General features: G+C 64.8%; 16 protein-coding genes. 6 read left to right on the top strand and 10 right to left on the bottom strand.

The features are described from left to right. Positions 1–3: 3 nt before the first annotated feature. The 5 genes from recJ to IEV83_RS01185 form a co-directional block, all read right to left on the bottom strand. Positions 4–1,821: a single-stranded-DNA-specific exonuclease RecJ gene (recJ, locus tag IEV83_RS01205; protein ID WP_181758436.1), complete on the bottom strand. Its 1,818-nt coding sequence runs from the start codon at positions 1,819–1,821 to the stop codon at positions 4–6. Positions 1,822–1,895: 74 nt separating this feature from the next. Beyond that, a complete protein-coding gene (glpX, locus tag IEV83_RS01200; protein WP_181758435.1) occupies positions 1,896–2,891 on the bottom strand; it encodes a class II fructose-bisphosphatase in 996 nt (331 codons plus the stop codon). Positions 2,892–2,925: 34 nt separating this feature from the next. Beyond that, entirely contained in the window at positions 2,926–4,239 is a 1,314-nt protein-coding gene (locus IEV83_RS01195) for a homoserine dehydrogenase (protein WP_181758434.1), read from the bottom strand. Positions 4,240–4,272: 33 nt separating this feature from the next. Continuing rightward, entirely contained in the window at positions 4,273–5,490 is a 1,218-nt protein-coding gene (locus IEV83_RS01190) for an LL-diaminopimelate aminotransferase (RefSeq protein WP_181758433.1), read from the bottom strand. 286 nt (positions 5,491–5,776) lie between these two features. Beyond that, the gene (locus IEV83_RS01185) at positions 5,777–6,220 is read right to left on the bottom strand and encodes a hypothetical protein (protein WP_181758432.1); all 444 of its coding nucleotides are present in this window, start codon (positions 6,218–6,220) and stop codon (positions 5,777–5,779) included. A gap of 259 nt (positions 6,221–6,479) precedes the next feature. Here IEV83_RS01185 and IEV83_RS01180 point away from each other — a divergent pair, with 259 nt between their 5' ends. Together IEV83_RS01180 and IEV83_RS01175 are read left to right on the top strand one after the other, a co-directional pair. Next, entirely contained in the window at positions 6,480–8,285 is a 1,806-nt protein-coding gene (locus IEV83_RS01180) for a PHA/PHB synthase family protein (RefSeq protein WP_181758431.1), read from the top strand. Between the two features lie 193 nt (positions 8,286–8,478). After that, positions 8,479–9,108 carry a DUF6653 family protein gene (locus tag IEV83_RS01175; protein WP_209002928.1) on the top strand — a complete coding sequence of 210 codons (630 nt, stop codon included), beginning with the start codon at positions 8,479–8,481 and terminating at the stop codon, positions 9,106–9,108. Between the two features lie 13 nt (positions 9,109–9,121). Here the strand turns inward: IEV83_RS01175 and rocD are convergent, their stop codons facing one another. Beyond that, positions 9,122–10,333 (bottom strand): ornithine--oxo-acid transaminase, encoded by a 1,212-nt coding sequence (gene rocD, locus IEV83_RS01170; protein ID WP_181758430.1) that lies wholly within the window; start codon positions 10,331–10,333, stop codon positions 9,122–9,124. A gap of 64 nt (positions 10,334–10,397) precedes the next feature. Further along, positions 10,398–11,351, bottom strand: a complete 954-nt coding sequence (rocF, locus tag IEV83_RS01165) for an arginase (RefSeq protein WP_181758429.1) — start codon at positions 11,349–11,351, stop codon at positions 10,398–10,400. Positions 11,352–11,513: 162 nt separating this feature from the next. Between rocF and IEV83_RS01160 the strand changes: the two genes are divergently transcribed. Next, positions 11,514–11,936, top strand: a complete 423-nt coding sequence (locus IEV83_RS01160; RefSeq protein WP_181758428.1) for an Lrp/AsnC family transcriptional regulator — start codon at positions 11,514–11,516, stop codon at positions 11,934–11,936. A gap of 113 nt (positions 11,937–12,049) precedes the next feature. Here the strand turns inward: IEV83_RS01160 and rpsI are convergent, their stop codons facing one another. The 3 genes from rpsI to IEV83_RS01145 form a co-directional block, all read right to left on the bottom strand. Then, positions 12,050–12,526, bottom strand: a complete 477-nt coding sequence (rpsI, locus tag IEV83_RS01155; RefSeq protein WP_181758427.1) for a 30S ribosomal protein S9 — start codon at positions 12,524–12,526, stop codon at positions 12,050–12,052. 2 nt (positions 12,527–12,528) lie between these two features. Further along, entirely contained in the window at positions 12,529–12,996 is a 468-nt protein-coding gene (gene rplM / locus IEV83_RS01150; protein ID WP_181758562.1) for a 50S ribosomal protein L13, read from the bottom strand. Positions 12,997–13,238: 242 nt separating this feature from the next. After that, positions 13,239–13,658 (bottom strand): PaaI family thioesterase, encoded by a 420-nt coding sequence (locus tag IEV83_RS01145; RefSeq protein WP_181758426.1) that lies wholly within the window; start codon positions 13,656–13,658, stop codon positions 13,239–13,241. A 146-nt stretch (positions 13,659–13,804) separates the two neighbouring features. On the opposite strand from IEV83_RS01145, the gene IEV83_RS01140 reads away from it, so the two are divergent. The 3 genes from IEV83_RS01140 (at position 13,805) to IEV83_RS01130 (ending at position 16,599) form a co-directional block, all read left to right on the top strand. After that, positions 13,805–14,614, top strand: a complete 810-nt coding sequence (locus IEV83_RS01140) for an enoyl-CoA hydratase (RefSeq protein WP_181758425.1) — start codon at positions 13,805–13,807, stop codon at positions 14,612–14,614. Between the two features lie 45 nt (positions 14,615–14,659). After that, on the top strand, positions 14,660–15,196 hold the full coding sequence (locus IEV83_RS01135; protein ID WP_181758424.1) for a CoA-binding protein: 537 nt from the start codon (positions 14,660–14,662) through the stop codon (positions 15,194–15,196). A gap of 113 nt (positions 15,197–15,309) precedes the next feature. Then, positions 15,310–16,599 carry an O-acetylhomoserine aminocarboxypropyltransferase gene (locus IEV83_RS01130; RefSeq protein ID WP_181758423.1) on the top strand — a complete coding sequence of 430 codons (1,290 nt, stop codon included), beginning with the start codon at positions 15,310–15,312 and terminating at the stop codon, positions 16,597–16,599. The last annotated feature ends 56 nt before the right edge of the window (positions 16,600–16,655 follow it).

Here is a 16,655-nt window from a genome sequence, read left to right as displayed (position 1 = left end):
GCTTCAAGGCCGGCACGTACGCGGATCGGCGGCATCGATCACCCGCACCTGAACCTGTTCGCGGCCCTGCCAAGTGTCGAGCGACAAGGACCCGGCCAGATGCAAGGTCTGGCCGCGCTTCGACAGCAGCATTTCCCCCAAGGGGGTCTGCTCCGCCTTGAAGGCAATCGCCTTCAGGCTGCCACCGGCGCCATCGCCCAGGGTCAGGCGCACATGCCCCTTGCCGACCACATCGGCGAATTTCACCCGGTGCGCGGGAAAGGCGAACACCGGCTCCGAATGACCGGCTCCGAATGGTCCGGCATCCTCCAGAAGGTGCAGAAGATCGACGCTGGCGGCGCTGGCGGTCAGCACGCCATCGACCTTCAGGGTGTTGCCGGCGCGGGCGGCGGCCACCTCATCGGAAAGCTCGGCCCGGAAAAATTCCTCAAGCTCGGTCATCCGGTCACGCGCCACGGTCAGGCCAGCGGCCATGGCATGGCCGCCGCCCTTTTCCAAAATTCCGAGATCAACCGCCTTGCGCACCGCCCCGCCAAGATCGACGCCGGGAATCGACCGTCCGGAGCCGGTGCCGACACCGCGCCGCTCGTCGAAGGCAATGGCGAAGGCCGGGCGGCGGTAGCGTTCCTTCAGGCGGGAAGCGACCAGCCCGACCACGCCCGGGTGCCAGCCATCGGAGCCGGAGACCAGCACCGGCGGATCGTTCCGCTCCACCGCGATCAGGGCGGCGGCATCGGCCTCCTCCAGCATGATCGCCTCGATGGCCTGCCGTTCGCCGTTCAGCCGTTCGAGGGTCTCGGAAATCGAGCGCGCCTCATCCCCGTCAAGGGTCGTCAGCAGACGCGCGCCAAGCGCCGCATCGCCAATCCGCCCGCCCGCATTGATACGCGGACCGATGAGAAAGCCCAGATGATAGGGCGTGGCCGGGCCGTTGACCCGGGCGATGTCGCAAAGCGCGGCAAGACCAATGTTGCCGCGCGCATGGAGAGCCAGCAGCCCCTTGCGCACAAAGGCCCGGTTCAGCCCCTTGAGCGGCACCACGTCGCAGACGGTGCCGACGGCGACCAGATCGAGCAGAGCCAGAAGATCCGGCTCCCGCCGCTGGCGGAACACGCCCCGGCGGCGCAGCTCGCGGTTCAGGGCGACAACGAACAGAAAGGCGACCCCGACGGCGGCCAAATGGCCGAGGCCGGACAGATCGTCCTGCCGGTTGGGGTTGATCAGGGCATAGGCCCGGGGCAATGCTTCGCCGACCTGATGATGGTCGATCACCAGCGTTTCCAGCCCGACGGCGGCGGCTTCCTCCAACGCCTCGAACGAGGTGCTGCCACAGTCGACGCAGATCAGCAGCCCGGCGCCGGCGTCCTTCAGGGCGCGGATGGCGGGGCCGTTCGGGCCGTAGCCTTCGGTGATCCGGTCGGGAATATGGATGCGGCAGGAAACGCCAAGCGCGGAGAAGTAACGCGACAGCACCGCTGAAGACGTGGCGCCATCCACATCGTAGTCACCGAAGACGGCGATCTCATCCCCGGCGAGAATTGCGTCGGCGGCCCGCGCCGCGCCCGCTTCCATGTCCTGAACCACGGAGGGATCCGGCATCAGGCTCTTGATTGTCGGGTCGAGAAACTCGGTGGCCGCGTCGAGAGGTACATCGCGTCCGGCCAGCACGCGGCCCACCACTTCCGGCACGCCGAGCCGCTGGGTGATGGCCATGGCGACGCTGGCCTGACGCCGGTCGAGCCGTTCCTGCCAGATGCGTTCGCCGGCGGAGCGCACCACGCCAAGAACCGTGCGCCGCGTGCCCTCGTCCATGCCTGTCATGCCCGTTCGAGGCTCCCCGTCGGCGCCGGTGCGGGGCCGGCCGTTCAGCCGGCCGGCCCGCGCTTAGATTTCAGTCAGCCCAAATGGAACTTGTCGAGATGGCTGTGCCGCGCCTTGATGTAGCGAACGGTCCCGGTGGTGGAGCGCATCACGACCGTGTGGGTGGTGATGTCGCCACGACCGAAGCGCACGCCCTGCAGGAAGTTGCCGTCGGTGACACCGGTGGCCGCGAACAGCACATCGCCAGTGGCCATCTCTTCCATGGTGTACTTGCGCTTGATGTCATCGATGCCCATGCGATAGGCGCGCTCGACCTGCTCTTCGCGGGTGATCACCAGACGCCCCTGCATCTGGCCGCCGATGCAGCGCAGAGCGGCCGCCGCCAGCACGCCTTCCGGCGCGCCGCCAATGCCCATGTAAATGTCGATGCCGGTCTCGTCCGGATCGGTGGTGTGGATCACACCGGCCACGTCGCCATCGCCGATCAGGCGAATGGAGGCGCCGGTCGCGCGCAGGCCCTCGATCAGACCGGCATGGCGCGGACGGTCGAGCACGCAGGCGGTGATTTCCGCCACCGGCACGCCCTTTTCCTTGGCCAGCGCGGCGATGTTCTCTTCCACCGGCGCGTCGAGATCGACGATCCCCGCAGGGTAGCCCGGACCCACCGCGATCTTCTCCATGTAGCTGTCCGGAGCGTTGAGCAGACCGCCCTTCGGCGCCATCGCGATCACCGCCAGCGAGTTCGGCAGGTTCTTGGCGCAGATGGTCGTGCCTTCGAGCGGGTCGAGCGCGATATCGACCGCCGGCCCCTCACCGGTGCCGACCGTCTCGCCGATGTAGAGCATCGGCGCCTCGTCGCGCTCGCCCTCGCCGATCACCACGGTGCCCGCAATCGGCAGGCAGTTCAGCTCGCGGCGCATGGCGTCGACGGCGGCCTGGTCGGCGGCCATCTCGTCGCCGCGCCCGCGCAACCGCGCAGCCGCCACGGCAGCACGCTCGGTGACACGGGCCAGTTCCAGGGCCAGGATACGGTCGAGCGCATCGCTCTTGGCGGCTTCGGTCTTCGACATGAATGGTCCTCAGATCAATGGTAGTGTGCAGGGATCAAGCGAGTTTCTCGATCCGGATCAGTTGTGGGGTGCCGTCGACCAGGTTTTGCGCCTCAATCGCCGCAAGGGCCCGCTTCACGGCGGCTTCTGTTGTTTCGTAGGTTATCAGGATCACCGGTTGCGGCGAACAGCCCTCGCCCGCCGCAGCGGACGCACGGCCGTGCTGCACGATCGATTCCAGCGAAATCTCCTCCTCGGCCATGAGGCGGGCGATCTCGGCGAAAGCACCCGGACGGTCGAAGACGGAAAGGCGGATGTAATATCCCCCTTCATGCCGGCGCATCCGCGCCGCGCGATAGGGCGTCAATTCGCCGACCGGTGCGCCAAGCGCGGGGCGCATCTGCCCGCGGGCCACATCGGCAAGATCGGCGATCACTGCGGAAGCGGTGGCATTGCCACCGGCACCGGGGCCGACCAGAACCACCTCCCCGACCGTATCGCCATCCACCGCGACCGCGTTCAACACGCCGTCGATGCGGGCAATCGCCGAAGCGCGAGGGACCATGGTCGGGTGCACCCGCTGTTCGATGCCGCTGTCGGTGCGCAGCGCCACGCCCAGGAGCTTGATGCGATAGCCAAGCTCGCTCGCCGCCTCGATATCCGCCTTGCTGATCGAGGTGATGCCCTCGACATAGATCGCATCCATGTCGATCTCGCAGCCAAAGGCGAGCGAGGTCAGGATCGCCAGCTTGTGCGCCGTGTCGAACCCTTCGATGTCAAAGGTCGGATCGGCCTCGGCATAGCCGAGACGCTGGGCATCGGCGAGGCATTCGGCAAAGCCGAGCCCTTCCTGCTCCATCCGGGTGAGGATGTAGTTGCAGGTCCCGTTCATGATGCCATAGACGCGGGCAACGTCATTGCCCGCCAGCGCTTCGCGCATGGTCTTGACGATGGGGATACCGCCGGCCACCGCCGCCTCGAAATTGAGGCTGACGCCGTTCTTCTCGGCAATCGCCGCCAGCTCGACGCCGTGGCGGGCGAGCAAGGCCTTGTTCGCCGTCACCACATGCTTGCCGGCCTCCAGGGCAGCGCGCACGCTGTCATGCGCCGCCCCCTCGTCGCCGCCGATCAGTTCAACGAACACGTCAATCGACGGCGAGACCGCGAGCGCGCAGGGATCGTCGAACCATTCGCAGCCGGACAGGTCGAGCCCGCGATCGCGCGTCCTGTCACGGGCGCAGACCGCGACCGTCCTCAAGGGACGGCCGCAGCGGGCCGCAAGCGCGTTCGCTTTCTTGTCCAGCAGTCCGACGAGGGACGCGCCGACCGTTCCAAGGCCCGCGACACCGACGTGCAATTCAGTTGCCATATGAGATGCAATCCGTTTGTAAGCGCGACCGTCCTAGCGGGACGCTCCGATGGGGACCACGTTGTGCAATGTTTTGTCCGCCGTTTCAAGGAAGCGACGGAGACTGCGCGCCGCCTGGCGGATCCGCTGTTCGTTTTCCACCAGCGCGATACGCACATAGCCGTCGCCGTGTTCACCGAAGCCCAGCCCCGGGGCGACCGCCACCTCGGCCTTCTCGATCAAAAGCTTGGAAAACTCCACCGAGCCCAGTTCGCGGAACTTCTCCGGAATCGGCGCCCAGGCGAACATGCTTGCTTCCGGAGCCGGCACGTCCCAGCCCGCCCGGCTGAAGGAATCGACCAGCGTATCGCGCCGCTTGCGATAGATCGCCCGGGTCTCGGCAATGCAATCGTCCGGACCGTTGAGCGCGGCGGTGGCCGCCACCTGGATCGGCGTGAAGGCGCCATAGTCCAGATAGGACTTCACCCGCGCCAACGCGGCGATCAGCCGCTCGTTGCCGACCGCAAAGCCCATGCGCCAGCCGGGCATGGAGAAGGTCTTGGACAGGGAGGTGAACTCCACGGCGATATCCATCGCGCCGGGCACCTGCAACAGCGAGGGCGGCGGCGTATCGCCGAAGTAGATCTCCGAATAAGCCAGATCGGACAGAACGAAGATGTCATGCTTCTTCGCGAAGGCGACGATGTCCTTGTAGAACTCGATATCGGCCACATAGGCCGTCGGGTTCGCCGGATAGCACAGGATCAACGCGATCGGCTTGGGCACCGAATGGACAATCGCCCGCTCCAGAGCGTGAAACACCTCCGGACCGGGCTCGGCGGGAATGGAGCGCAGGGCCGCGCCGGCCATCAGGAAGCCGAAGGCGTGAATCGGATAGCTCGGGTTCGGCACGAGCACCACATCGCCCGGCGCGGAAATCGCCTGAGCCATGTTGGCGAAGCCTTCCTTGGAGCCGAGCGTGGCGACCACCTGGGTTTCCGGATCGAGCTTGACGCCAAAGCGGCGCTCGTAATAGGCCGCCTGCGCGCGGCGCAGCCCCGGAATGCCCTTGGAAGAGGAATAGCGATGGGTCCGCGGGTTCTGGACCGTCTCGACCAGCTTGTCGACAATGTGCTGGGGCGTGGGCACATCCGGATTGCCCATACCCAGATCGATGATGTCCGCCCCTGCCGCGCGTGCCTTTGCCTTGAGCCGGTTCACCTGTTCGAAGACATAGGGCGGCAAACGCCGCGTCTGGTAGAACTCTTCCATGACACACCTCTTGCACGGCGCAGGAAACTCATCAATCATCCGGAGGCGGCACCTGCGAAAACGCTTCCGGCCCGCTCCGCCTACCCTCCCCTTGCCTTCGCGCGGACGCGGAACGGTCGGGAGACGGGATGTCAGGCGGTATAGCAGCGCGGTTGTTTACCAGCGAACGCGGCGCCATGCATCGGCAAAATCACGTTCATGACGCTGATCTTTGTGGCCTTCCCCGCCGAAGCGGGCAGAAAGAACGGGCACCTGCGGTCAAACCGCCCGGCCGATGCCGTCGTTCTTAATTCTCCGCATCCGCTTCGATGTCGCGAATGGCGCGCTGACCATGCTCGGCGCCGAGACGGCGCAGGGCTTCGGCCCCGGATTGAGCCGGTGCGGGCGGCGATGCCCCTGCCCGGCCGGCCGCAATGTCCAGGAGCCGGCGGCGCGTCGCTTCCTGCTCCTCAAGGGACAGCAGCTGCGAATCGAAGTTGTAGGGCGTGAAAAACGCAGTTGCCGGCGTCTCCGGCCGGGAGGCGTCGCCGTCCGTCACCGGTGCTGGTGCCGCCGTCGCGGTTTCGGCAAGGCGCTCCGCCGTGGTGGTTTGAGCACCTGCGGTTGCGGTCGGGCGCATCTCCGTAGCCGGTGCCGCACCAACGGTCCCCGGCGCCGGCTCGAAGGCGTCAACCAATGTGCCGGAAGGTGCGTAGGCGCAGGCGCCAACAACGAGCGCCAGTGCAGCCATAAGTGGCGCAACCAACGTCGAACTGTGCCCGGCCTTCTCCCGTGGCCGATCCCTGCGTGCGGAGGTCATCGGATTCAACATTCCCCCGGTTACGACACACTAAGCGCTTTGTCCATCTTGTCATGCCGCCCTGATAAAGCGCTATTATGCCAGTTGAGCTTCGCCGGTCCACTCTCGCCATGCGCGGATCGGCACCAAGGACCGGCACCAGCGGCGGCAGACATCAATTTCCGGAATGCCAGTGGAGGGCACAGCGCGGATGCAGAACGATCAACACAACCCACTTCTGCAGTACATCGTGAACAATCCGGAAGCCTTTGCGCAGAACCTCGCCAAGATCATCGAAAACGCCGGCAAGGCCATGGCCGCCTATGTAGAACCGCGCGAAAAGGGGGAGATCAAGCCCGAACTGGCCGATGAACTGACGGGAATCGTCAAGACCCTCAGCCAGGTCGGCGAGTACTGGATGTCCGATCCGCAGCGCGCGATCGAAGCCCAGAGCCGCCTGTGGACCCAGTATATCGGCCTGTGGAACTCCTCGCTCAAGCGCATGATGGGCGAGCCCTCCACGCCGGCCGTCCAGCCGGATCCGCGCGACAAGCGGTTCGGCGACCCGGAATGGAGCGAGAATCAGTTCTTCGATTTCGTCAAGCAGCTCTACCTGATCACCTCGCAATGGGCCGAGCAGCTCGTGGTTGAGGCTGCGGATCTCGACGAACACACCCGCCACAAGGCGGATTTCTACGTCAAGCAGATCGCCAACGCGCTGTCGCCGTCGAACTTCGTCCTGACCAATCCGGAGTTGCTGCGCGAAACGCTGGAATCGAACGGCGAGAACCTGGTGCGCGGCATGAAGCTGCTGGCGGAGGACATCGAAGCCGGCAAGGGCGAGCTGCGCCTTCGCCAGTCGGACCCGACCAAGTTCAAGGTCGGCGAGAACCTGGCGCTGACCCCCGGCAAGGTGATCGCCCAGAATGACGTGTGCCAGGTCATCCAGTACACCCCGACCACAGATACCGTTCTCAAGCGGCCGCTGATGATCGTGCCGCCCTGGATCAACAAGTTCTACATTCTCGATCTCAATCCGGAAAAGTCGTTCATCAAATGGGCGGTGGAACAGGGACATACGGTGTTCGTCGTCTCCTGGGTCAATCCCGATGAACGCCAGGCGAAGAAGAGCTTCGAGCACTACATGCGCGAGGGAATTCTGGAGACCCTCGACGTCATCAAGCGCGCCACCGGCGAGGAAGAGGTCAATGCCATCGGCTATTGCGTCGGCGGCACCCTGCTGGCCGTGACGCTGGCCTATATGGCGGCAACCGGCGACGAGCGGATCCAGAGCGCCACCTTCTTCACCACACAGGTCGATTTCACCCACGCAGGCGATCTGAAGGTGTTCGTCGACGAAGAGCAGATCGAAGCGCTGGAAAAGCGCATGGAGGAAAAGGGCTACCTGGATGGCTCCAAGATGGCCTCCGCCTTCAACCTGCTGCGGTCGAACGATCTGATCTGGCCCTACATGGTCAACAACTACCTGAAGGGGCGCGAGCCCTTCCCCTTCGACCTGTTGTTCTGGAATTCGGATTCCACCCGGATGCCGGCGGCCAATCACTCCTTCTACCTGCGCAACTGCTACCTGGAAAACCGTCTCTCCAAGGGCGAGATGGAAATCGCCGGCGAACGGCTGGATCTGGGCAAGGTGACGATCCCGGTCTACAACCTCGCCACCCGCGAGGATCACATCGCACCACCGGAATCGGTGTTTCTCGGCTCCAGCTTCTTTGGCGGCAAGGTGGACTATGTGCTCTCCGGCTCGGGGCACATCGCCGGCGTGGTCAATCCGCCCGCCAAGAAGAAGTACCAGTACTGGGTCGATGGGCCTCCCGCCGGCACGCTGGAGGACTGGATCGCCAAGGCGAGCGAGCATCCCGGCTCCTGGTGGCCGCATTGGGATGCCTGGATCCGCGCGCAGGACGATACCATTGTCAAGGCGCGCAAACCCGGCGCGCGGCGCATGAAGATCCTGGAGGACGCCCCCGGAAGCTACGTCAAGGCGCGCTCCTGACCGTCCGCGCATAGCGCCCCCGGATTGCGCCGGCCCTGCCTCAGCCTTGGCATGGGGTGGGGACATGCGGTATGACTGAAAGGGTTCTCGCAGGCTCCTTGCGGGGGGCCGGAGCACCGATCGTGCGAGGCCTTGCCACGCCATCGGGCATCCGTTTCAGTTGCTGACAGGCTCAGCCGAATACAGGCGCATCATGCCGCACACCCCGCAGCGGACCGGCACGCCGGCCGCAAAATACTCCGTCTACCGGCCCATGGACGCAGGAAAGATTCCGGCGCTGGGCATGGATGCGGATGTATGGCGCCGCCATGCCAGCGGCTGGAGCGTGTGGACCCGCTTCGCCACCCTGCCCCTGCTGCATCTCGCCGTCTGGTCGCATGCCTGGTACGGCTGGCCTACGGCCCTTGCCGCAATCGCGCTGGTGTGCATCTGGCTGTGGCTGAACCCGAGACTTTTCCCGCCACCCAAACGGTTCGACAGCTGGCACGTGCGCGCGACCTTCGGCGAACGGGTGTGGCTCAACCGGCTGATGGTCCCGATCCCGGACACCATCAACCGCCGCGCCATGGCGCTGTCTCTGGTTACCGGCATCGGCTTCGTCATCGGGCTCTGGGGCGCGGTGACCACCAGCCTGGCGCCGCTCGTCATCGGCCTGGTTCTCACCTATGCGGGGAAGATGACCTTCCTGCAGACGATGGTCAGGCTCTACGACGAGATGCGCGACGCGCATCCCGTTTACCGCTCCTGGAGCATCACGCCGGATAACGACAACGCCGCCAGCCACCAGACCGGCAAGCGGACACGCCGCCAGACAGGGGGCTGACCGGTCGGACGCCTCAGGCGCCGCGCGTCAAAACCTTGTCGAAACGCTCCAGCGCCCAGTCGACATCATCGCGGGTTAGCACCAACGGCGGCGCTATGCGGATCGTGTGATCATGGGTGTCCTTGGCCAGGATCCCCTCATCGCGCAGCGCCTCGCAATACGCCCGCGCGCCGCCGGCTTCCGGGTGCAGTTCCACGGCAATCATCAGGCCGCGCCCGCGCACCTCGCGCACCGCATTGGACCTGATTTCACCCAATCCTTCACGGAAATAGGCCCCTTTGGTCTCCGCGTTCTCGATCATGCCTTCATCAACCAGCACCTTCAGCGCCATGCGGGCAACAGCACAGGCGAGCGGATTGCCGCCGAAAGTCGAGCCATGTTCCCCCGGCTTCAAAACGCCGAGAACCTCCGAGTTGGAGAGCACCGCCGAGACCGGATAAAAGCCCCCGGACAGGGCCTTGCCGACCAGCGTCACATCCGCCTCGACCCCTTCATGCTCCTCCGCCAGCAACCGCCCGGTGCGCCCGAGGCCGGTCTGGATCTCATCGAGAATCATGGTGATGTTGCGCGCGGTGCACAGCTCCCGCGCCTTGCGGAAGTACCCTTTGGGCGGAATGAGAATGCCGGCCTCTCCCTGAATCGGCTCGGCAAGGAAGGCGACCGTGTTGTCGGTCACCGCTGCTTCCAGCGCCGCGTAGTCGCCAAACGGCACCACCTTGAAACCGGGCGCGAACGGCCCGAACCCGGCACGCGCCGTCGGGTCGGTCGAGAAGCCGACGATGCCCAGGGTCCGGCCATGGAAATTGTTGGCGCAGACGATGATTTCCGCCTTGCCCGCCGGCACGCCCTTCACCTCATAGCCCCATTTGCGCACCGCCTTCACGGCCGTTTCCACCGCCTCGGCGCCGGAGTTCATCGGCAGGATCTTGTGCGCGCCGGTCAGGGCCGAGAGGTCTTCGTAGAGAAGCGCAAGCTGGTCGTTGTGAAAGGCCCGGGAGGTCAGCGTCAGCTTGCCGGCCTGTTCGATCATCGCATCGCGGATGCGCGGATGGCAGTGCCCCTGGTTGACCGCCGAATAGGCGGAGAGGCAATCGAGATAGCGGCGCCCCTCCACATCCCAGAGCCAGACGCCCTCACCCTTCGTCAGGACGACATCCAGCGGTTTGTAGTTGTGCGCACCCAAACGGTGTTCGGCGGCGATGTAGTCTTCCGGCAACCGGCTCATGCGGGCCTCCTCGGATCAAGTGATGCAACAATCAGTGAAGGGGTGGTCGGGCGCGTTCCTTCACTTACCCGAACGGTTGGGTGGGGCGATCCATGATTTCCTGCCCGAACAGGCTGGCGACCAGCTCGGCAAGCACCAGGGCGCTGCGGCCGCGGTCATCGAGAAACGGGTTCAGCTCCACCACATCGAGCGAGCCGACACAGCCCGCATCCTCCAGAAGCTCCATCACCAGATGGGCCTCGCGATAGGTGGCGCCGCCCGGCACGGTGGTGCCCACGCCTGGCGCGACCGTCGGGTCAAGGAAGTCCACGTCGAGCGATACGTGCAGCACGCCGTTCTCGGCAGCGACACGGTTCAGGAACCGGTGCAGCAGCACCGAAACACCGTGTTCGTCGATCTGCCGCATGTCGACAATCGACACGCCGCGCCGGCGCAGCAGATCGCGCTCGCCCGGATCGATCGAGCGGGCGCCGAACACACACATGCGCTCCGGCGGGATGGCGGTGGTCGGCTCATCGCCGAAGACCGGACGCAACTCCGCCTCGCCGGCCAGCAAGGCCAGCGACATGCCATGCATGTTGCCCGAGGGCGAAATCGAGGGAATGTTGAAATCCGCGTGAGCATCGAGCCAGAGGACGAAGAGTGGCCGGCCCTCTTCCTCCCAGTGGCGGGCAACACCCATGACGGAGCCCATCGCCAGGGAGTGATCGCCGCCGAGAAACACCGGCAGCGTTCCGGCCTTGCACAGATCGTAGGATTGGCGGGCAAGCGGGCGCACCCAACTCGCCACCCGCTCCGGGCTGTGGGCGGCGCCGGCAAAGGTCAGCGCCCCCAGCGCCCGCGCATCCAATTGCACCACATTGCCATGGTCGGTGACGTCCCAGCCAAGGGCAGCAAGCCGGGCTTCCAGTTCGGCGACGCGCAAGGCCTCCGGCCCCATACACGCTCCGCGACGGCCCGTTCCCGCCTCCACCGGCACGCCAAGCAAACCGATCCGCCGTGCCCTGTTCCCGCTCATCAGCCGCCTCCCTGCATCCCGGTACCGGCGATGAGAGACACACTCCCTCCCGGCCGTTTCACACAGAATGCGCCGATTGCGCGGTGGCAAATAGATGGTTTTTCGGCGATTTGTTCAGGAATCCTGCCATAGTGGCAGGCTCAATGGAGCAATATGATACATATGGATGATCTCGACCGGAAACTGATCGCCCTGCTGCGCCACGATTCCCGCCTGCCGGTCGCCTCGCTCGCCGCCGAGCTTGGCACGTCGCGGGCGACCGTTCGGGCGCGGATGGACCGGCTGGTGGCCGATGGCACCATTCAGGGCTTCACCCTTCGCCTGCGCAGCGATGCGACGGGCCGGCCGATCCGCGCGGTGATGATGATCGAGGTCGAGGGACACCGGGCGGATGCGATCGTACGCCGGCTCTACGGCTTTCCGGACGTGCGCGCGTTGCACACCACCAACGGACGCTGGGATGTGGTCGCGGAGATCGAGGCGGACACGCTGGAGGCCTTCGACCGGCTACTGTCGACGATCCGCGGCCTCGATGGCATCGCCTCTTCGGAAACCAGCATCCTTCTGGCCTCGCGCAAGGGATAGGCCGCGCGTTTATCGCCGGGACGCGGCACGGCGCTGCACCACCTGCCCCGCAAACGCAAAACGGCCCGCCGAAAGGCGGGCCGTCGAAAGTCTTGCAAGAACCGATCCGCAGATCAGCGCTTGGAGAACTGGAAGCTCCGGCGCGCCTTGCGCTTGCCGTACTTCTTACGCTCGACAACACGGCTGTCGCGGGTCAGGAAGCCTTCCTTCTTGAGCACGCCGCGCAGCTCCGGCTCGTAATGGGTCAGAGCCTTGGAGATGCCGTGACGCAGCGCACCGGCCTGGCCGGACAGGCCGCCGCCGGTGACGGTGGCGATCACGTCATACTGGCCGTCGCGATCGGTCAGAACGATCGGCTGACGCAGGATCATCTGCAACACCGGACGCGCGAAATACTCCACGAAGTCCTTCTTGTTGACGGTGATCTTGCCGGTGCCCGGCTTGATCCAGACACGTGCGATCGCGTCCTTCCGCTTGCCGGTCGCGTAGGCGCGGCCATGGGCATCAAGCTTCTGGACATGCACAGGAGCTTCGGACTGGCCGGCGTCGATGGCGCCGCCGAGTTCTTCGAGGGACTGCAGCTCAGCCATGATCAAGCCCTCTTTCCGTCGTTCTTCGCGTTGAAGGCCTTGAAGTCAACCGTGACCGGTGCCTGGGCTTCATGCGGATGGGTGGACCCGGCGTAAATCCGGAGATTCTTCAGCTGCTGGCGGCTCAGCGGGCCACCCGGCATCATGCGCTTCACGGCCTGCTCCAGGACGCGCTCGGGGAACTTGCCCTCGATGATGGCGCGCGCGGTGCGTTCCTTGATGCCGCCGGGATAACCGGTGTGCCAGTAGTACTTCTTGTCCTGCAGCTTGTTGCCCGTCAGAACCGCCTTGTCGGCGTTGATGACGATGACATTGTCGCCGCAGTCAATGTGCGGGGTGAAGGTCGGCTTGGTCTTGCCGCGCAAAGTGTTGGCGATGAAGGCGGCCAGGCGGCCGACGACAACGCCCTCAGCGTCGATCAAGATCCACTTTTTCTCGACCTCGGCCGTCTTGGCAGAATAGGTCTTCATGGGTGCGATCCGTTTTTGTCGCGAACCGGACATTGGCAGATGTCAGCCAAGCCGGTCCGAATGCCATGCAAAACGGCCCCGAAGCGGGACCGCGTGCTGTCGAAGGGTATTTACGCGTGGCGGAACAGGCTGTCAATCAACATTATTCGCACCACCCCTGAGATTTATCAATTAAAACAATCGCCTACAAAAACGGTATGATATTACCACATAATTCCTCGCCGAAATCGCCCTGCACCGGCTCAGCTTTCGCGTGGCGGGATCGAATAGGTCGCGGTTGCGTGCGAAACCAGCTCCTCGCTGCCACGACTGCGGATACCGCATTCGGTGACGGCCAGCCGCTTGCCGAGTTTCAGGAGTGAGCAGGTGGCGATCAACTCGCCGGGCTCGGGCTTGCGCAGGAAATTGATCGACTGATGGGTGGTGACGGCAAGCCCCACCGGCCCGATATGGGCGAGAATCACGATATAAGCGGCGAGATCGGCAAGCGTCATCTGGGTCGGGCCGGACACCGTCCCCCCGGGGCGCAGATGCCGCTCCTGCGGGGTGATTGACACCACCGCCTGTCCCGACGACAAATCTTCGATGGCATAGATCCGCCCATCCACATGCACCTGCGGAAACTCCCGGTCGATGAACGCGTCCAGTTCCGCAATACTCATGATTGGCTGCAAGATATTCCCTCCCCCTCGCGCGTCTCCCCTTTCCGTTTACGGAATGCGACCTTGCATCACAAGGCCCACACGGCGCTTTGTCGGCGCCAGTGGCTCCGTTATAACGGGCAGACATGTCAAGGAGACCGCGCGCCATGCTGCAAGCGCAAGATGCCACCCCACCGATCGCCCAGGACCGCCAGGGCGGCATTCTGACCCTCACCCTGCAACGGGAGGCAAGCCGTAACGCGCTGTCGGAGGAGATGATGGCCGCGCTTCAGGCAGCGCTCGAGGGCGCGGCGAGCGATCCCGAGGTCCGGGTGGTTGTGCTCAGGGCTTCGGGTGCTGTGTTCTGCGCCGGTCACGACCTGAAGGAGATGACCGCGGCACGCGCCCAGGCCGATGGCGGCCGGGCCTATTACACGGATGTGATGGGGCGCTGCTCCCGGCTGATGCAGACCATCGTTACCCTGCCCAAGCCGGTGATCGCCGAGGTGGGCGGTATGGCGACCGCCGCCGGGCTGCAACTCGTTGCCTCCTGCGATCTGGCGATTGCCAGCGACACGGCGCGGTTCTGCACCCCCGGGGTCAATATCGGCCTGTTCTGCTCCACGCCGATGGTGGCGCTGTCGCGCAATGTCTCGCGCAAGCAGGCGATGGAAATGCTGCTCACCGGCGAGATCATCGACGCCTCGACCGCCCGCGAATTCGGCCTCGTCAACCGTGTCGTTCCGGAGGCCTATCTGGGTCAGGTGGTGGCGAAATACGCCGAAACCATCGCCGCCAAGTCGCCGCTGACGCTGAAGACCGGCAAGGAAGCGTTCTATCGGCAGATCGAGATGCCGCTCGCCGAGGCCTATGACTACTGCGCCCAGGTGATGGTCGACAACATGATGGCCCGCGATGCGGAGGAAGGCATCGGCGCCTTCCTTGAAAAGCGCTCGCCCGAATGGACCGGGGAATAGCCCTTCTCCGCAGCCAACGCCCTGCCCTTACCGGAGCCCCTTGCCGTGAACCACGACAGCTACCCGGACACCTATATCCGCGACATCCTCGACGGCGTGAAGACCATTGCCCTGGTCGGCGCCAGCGCCAATACGGTGCGGCCGTCCTACTTCGTTCTGAAATACCTGCTGTCCAAGGGCTATGAGGTCATCCCGATCAATCCCGGACAGGCCGGCAAAGAGATCCTCGGCCAGACCGTCCATGCCTCGCTGGCGGACGTGCCCGTCGCCATCGACATGGTCGACATCTTCCGCAATTCGGAGGCCGCCGGCGCCGTCGTTGAAGAAGCGCTCCGGCTCCCGACGCTGCCCAAGGTCATCTGGATGCAGCTTTCCGTGCGCAACGACGCTGCGGCCCGGCTGGCCGAGGACAAGGGTCTCAAGGTGGTGATGGACCGCTGCCCGAAGATCGAATACGGGCGGCTTTCCGGCGAGATCGGCTGGACCGGCGTCAATTCACGCAACCTGTCGGCCAAGCGTCCGGTGTTGAAGAGCGGCTTTCAGCATCGCGGACTGGCGACGAGCAAGTCGCCGCAGGACTGACACAGGCCTGGAAAGCGTTTCCAACAGACCGGCTTTTCAGGCAATCGCTTTGCTTTGACGTGCCTCAGGCCTTCAGCCAGTATGCCGCGCATTCATCCACGGTGGAGGATTCCATGACTGACCGCATTCCCGGCTTCTCGACGCTCGCCATTCACGCGGGCGCCCAACCGGACCCGTCCACCGGCGCACGCACCACGCCGATCTACCAGACGACCTCCTTCGTGTTCGATGACGTCGACCACGCCGCCTCGTTGTTCGGCCTGCAGGCGTTCGGCAACATCTATACCCGGATCACCAACCCGACCACGGCGGTGCTGGAAGAGCGGGTCGCCGCGCTCGAGGGCGGCACCGCCGCGCTTGCCGTTGCATCTGGCCATTCCGCGCAGTTGCTGACCTTCCACGCCATGATGACCCCGGGCGACAACATTGTCGCGGCGAACAAGCTGTATGGCGGCTCGATCAATCAGCTCAACCATTCGTTCAAGAGCTTCGGCTGGAACGTCAAATGGGCGGACGCGGAAGACCCGCAGAGCTTCGCCGATCTGATCGACGACCGCACCCGGGCCGTGTTCATCGAGAGCCTGGCCAACCCGGGCGGCGTGGTGACCGACATGGCCGCGATTGCCGAAATCGCCAAGGCGCGCAACGTGCCGCTGGTGGTCGACAACACCATGGCCTCCCCCTACCTCTGCCGGCCGATCGAGCATGGCGCCGATATCGTCCTGCATTCGCTGACCAAGTTCATGGGCGGGCACGGCAACTCCATGGGCGGCGTCATCGTCGATGGCGGCTCCTATGACTGGTCGTCCAGCGAGAACTACCCGATGCTGTCCAAGCCCCGGCCGGAATACAACGGCATGGTGCTGCACGAAACCTTCGGCAATTTCGCCTTCGCCATCGCTTGCCGGGTGCTGGGTTTGCGCGATCTCGGGCCGGCGATCTCGCCGATGAATGCCTTCATGCTGCAGACCGGCATCGAGACGCTGCCGCTCCGGATGCAGCGTCATTGCGACAACGCGCTGAAGGTCGCCGAATATCTCGATGGGCACGACAAGGTAAGCTGGGTGTCCTACGCCGGGCTTCCGGGCGACCCGAACTACGCCAAGCACCAGAAATACATGCCCAAGGGGGCCGGTGCGGTGTTCACCTTCGGCGTCAAGGGCGGCTATGACGCCGGCGTTGCCGTGGTCTCCAACTGCGAGATCATTTCCCATCTCGCCAATATCGGCGATACCCGGTCGCTGATCATCCACCCGGCCTCCACCACCCATCGCCAGCTTACCGACGAGCAGAAGACGGCGGCGGGCGCCGGCCCCGATGTGGTGCGGATTTCCGTCGGCCTGGAAGACGCGGAAGACATCATCGCCGATCTGGATCAAGCGCTGGCCAGTATCAAGGGCTGAGCGCCTTCACAGAACTGCGCAACGACAAACGGGCCGGGGACCATTTCCCCGGCCCG

The sequence above is a fragment of the Stappia taiwanensis genome, assembly GCF_014635285.1.
In the GTDB taxonomy this organism is placed as follows: domain Bacteria; phylum Pseudomonadota; class Alphaproteobacteria; order Rhizobiales; family Stappiaceae; genus Stappia; species Stappia taiwanensis.
This window is presented reverse-complemented; position numbering and strand designations above follow the sequence as displayed.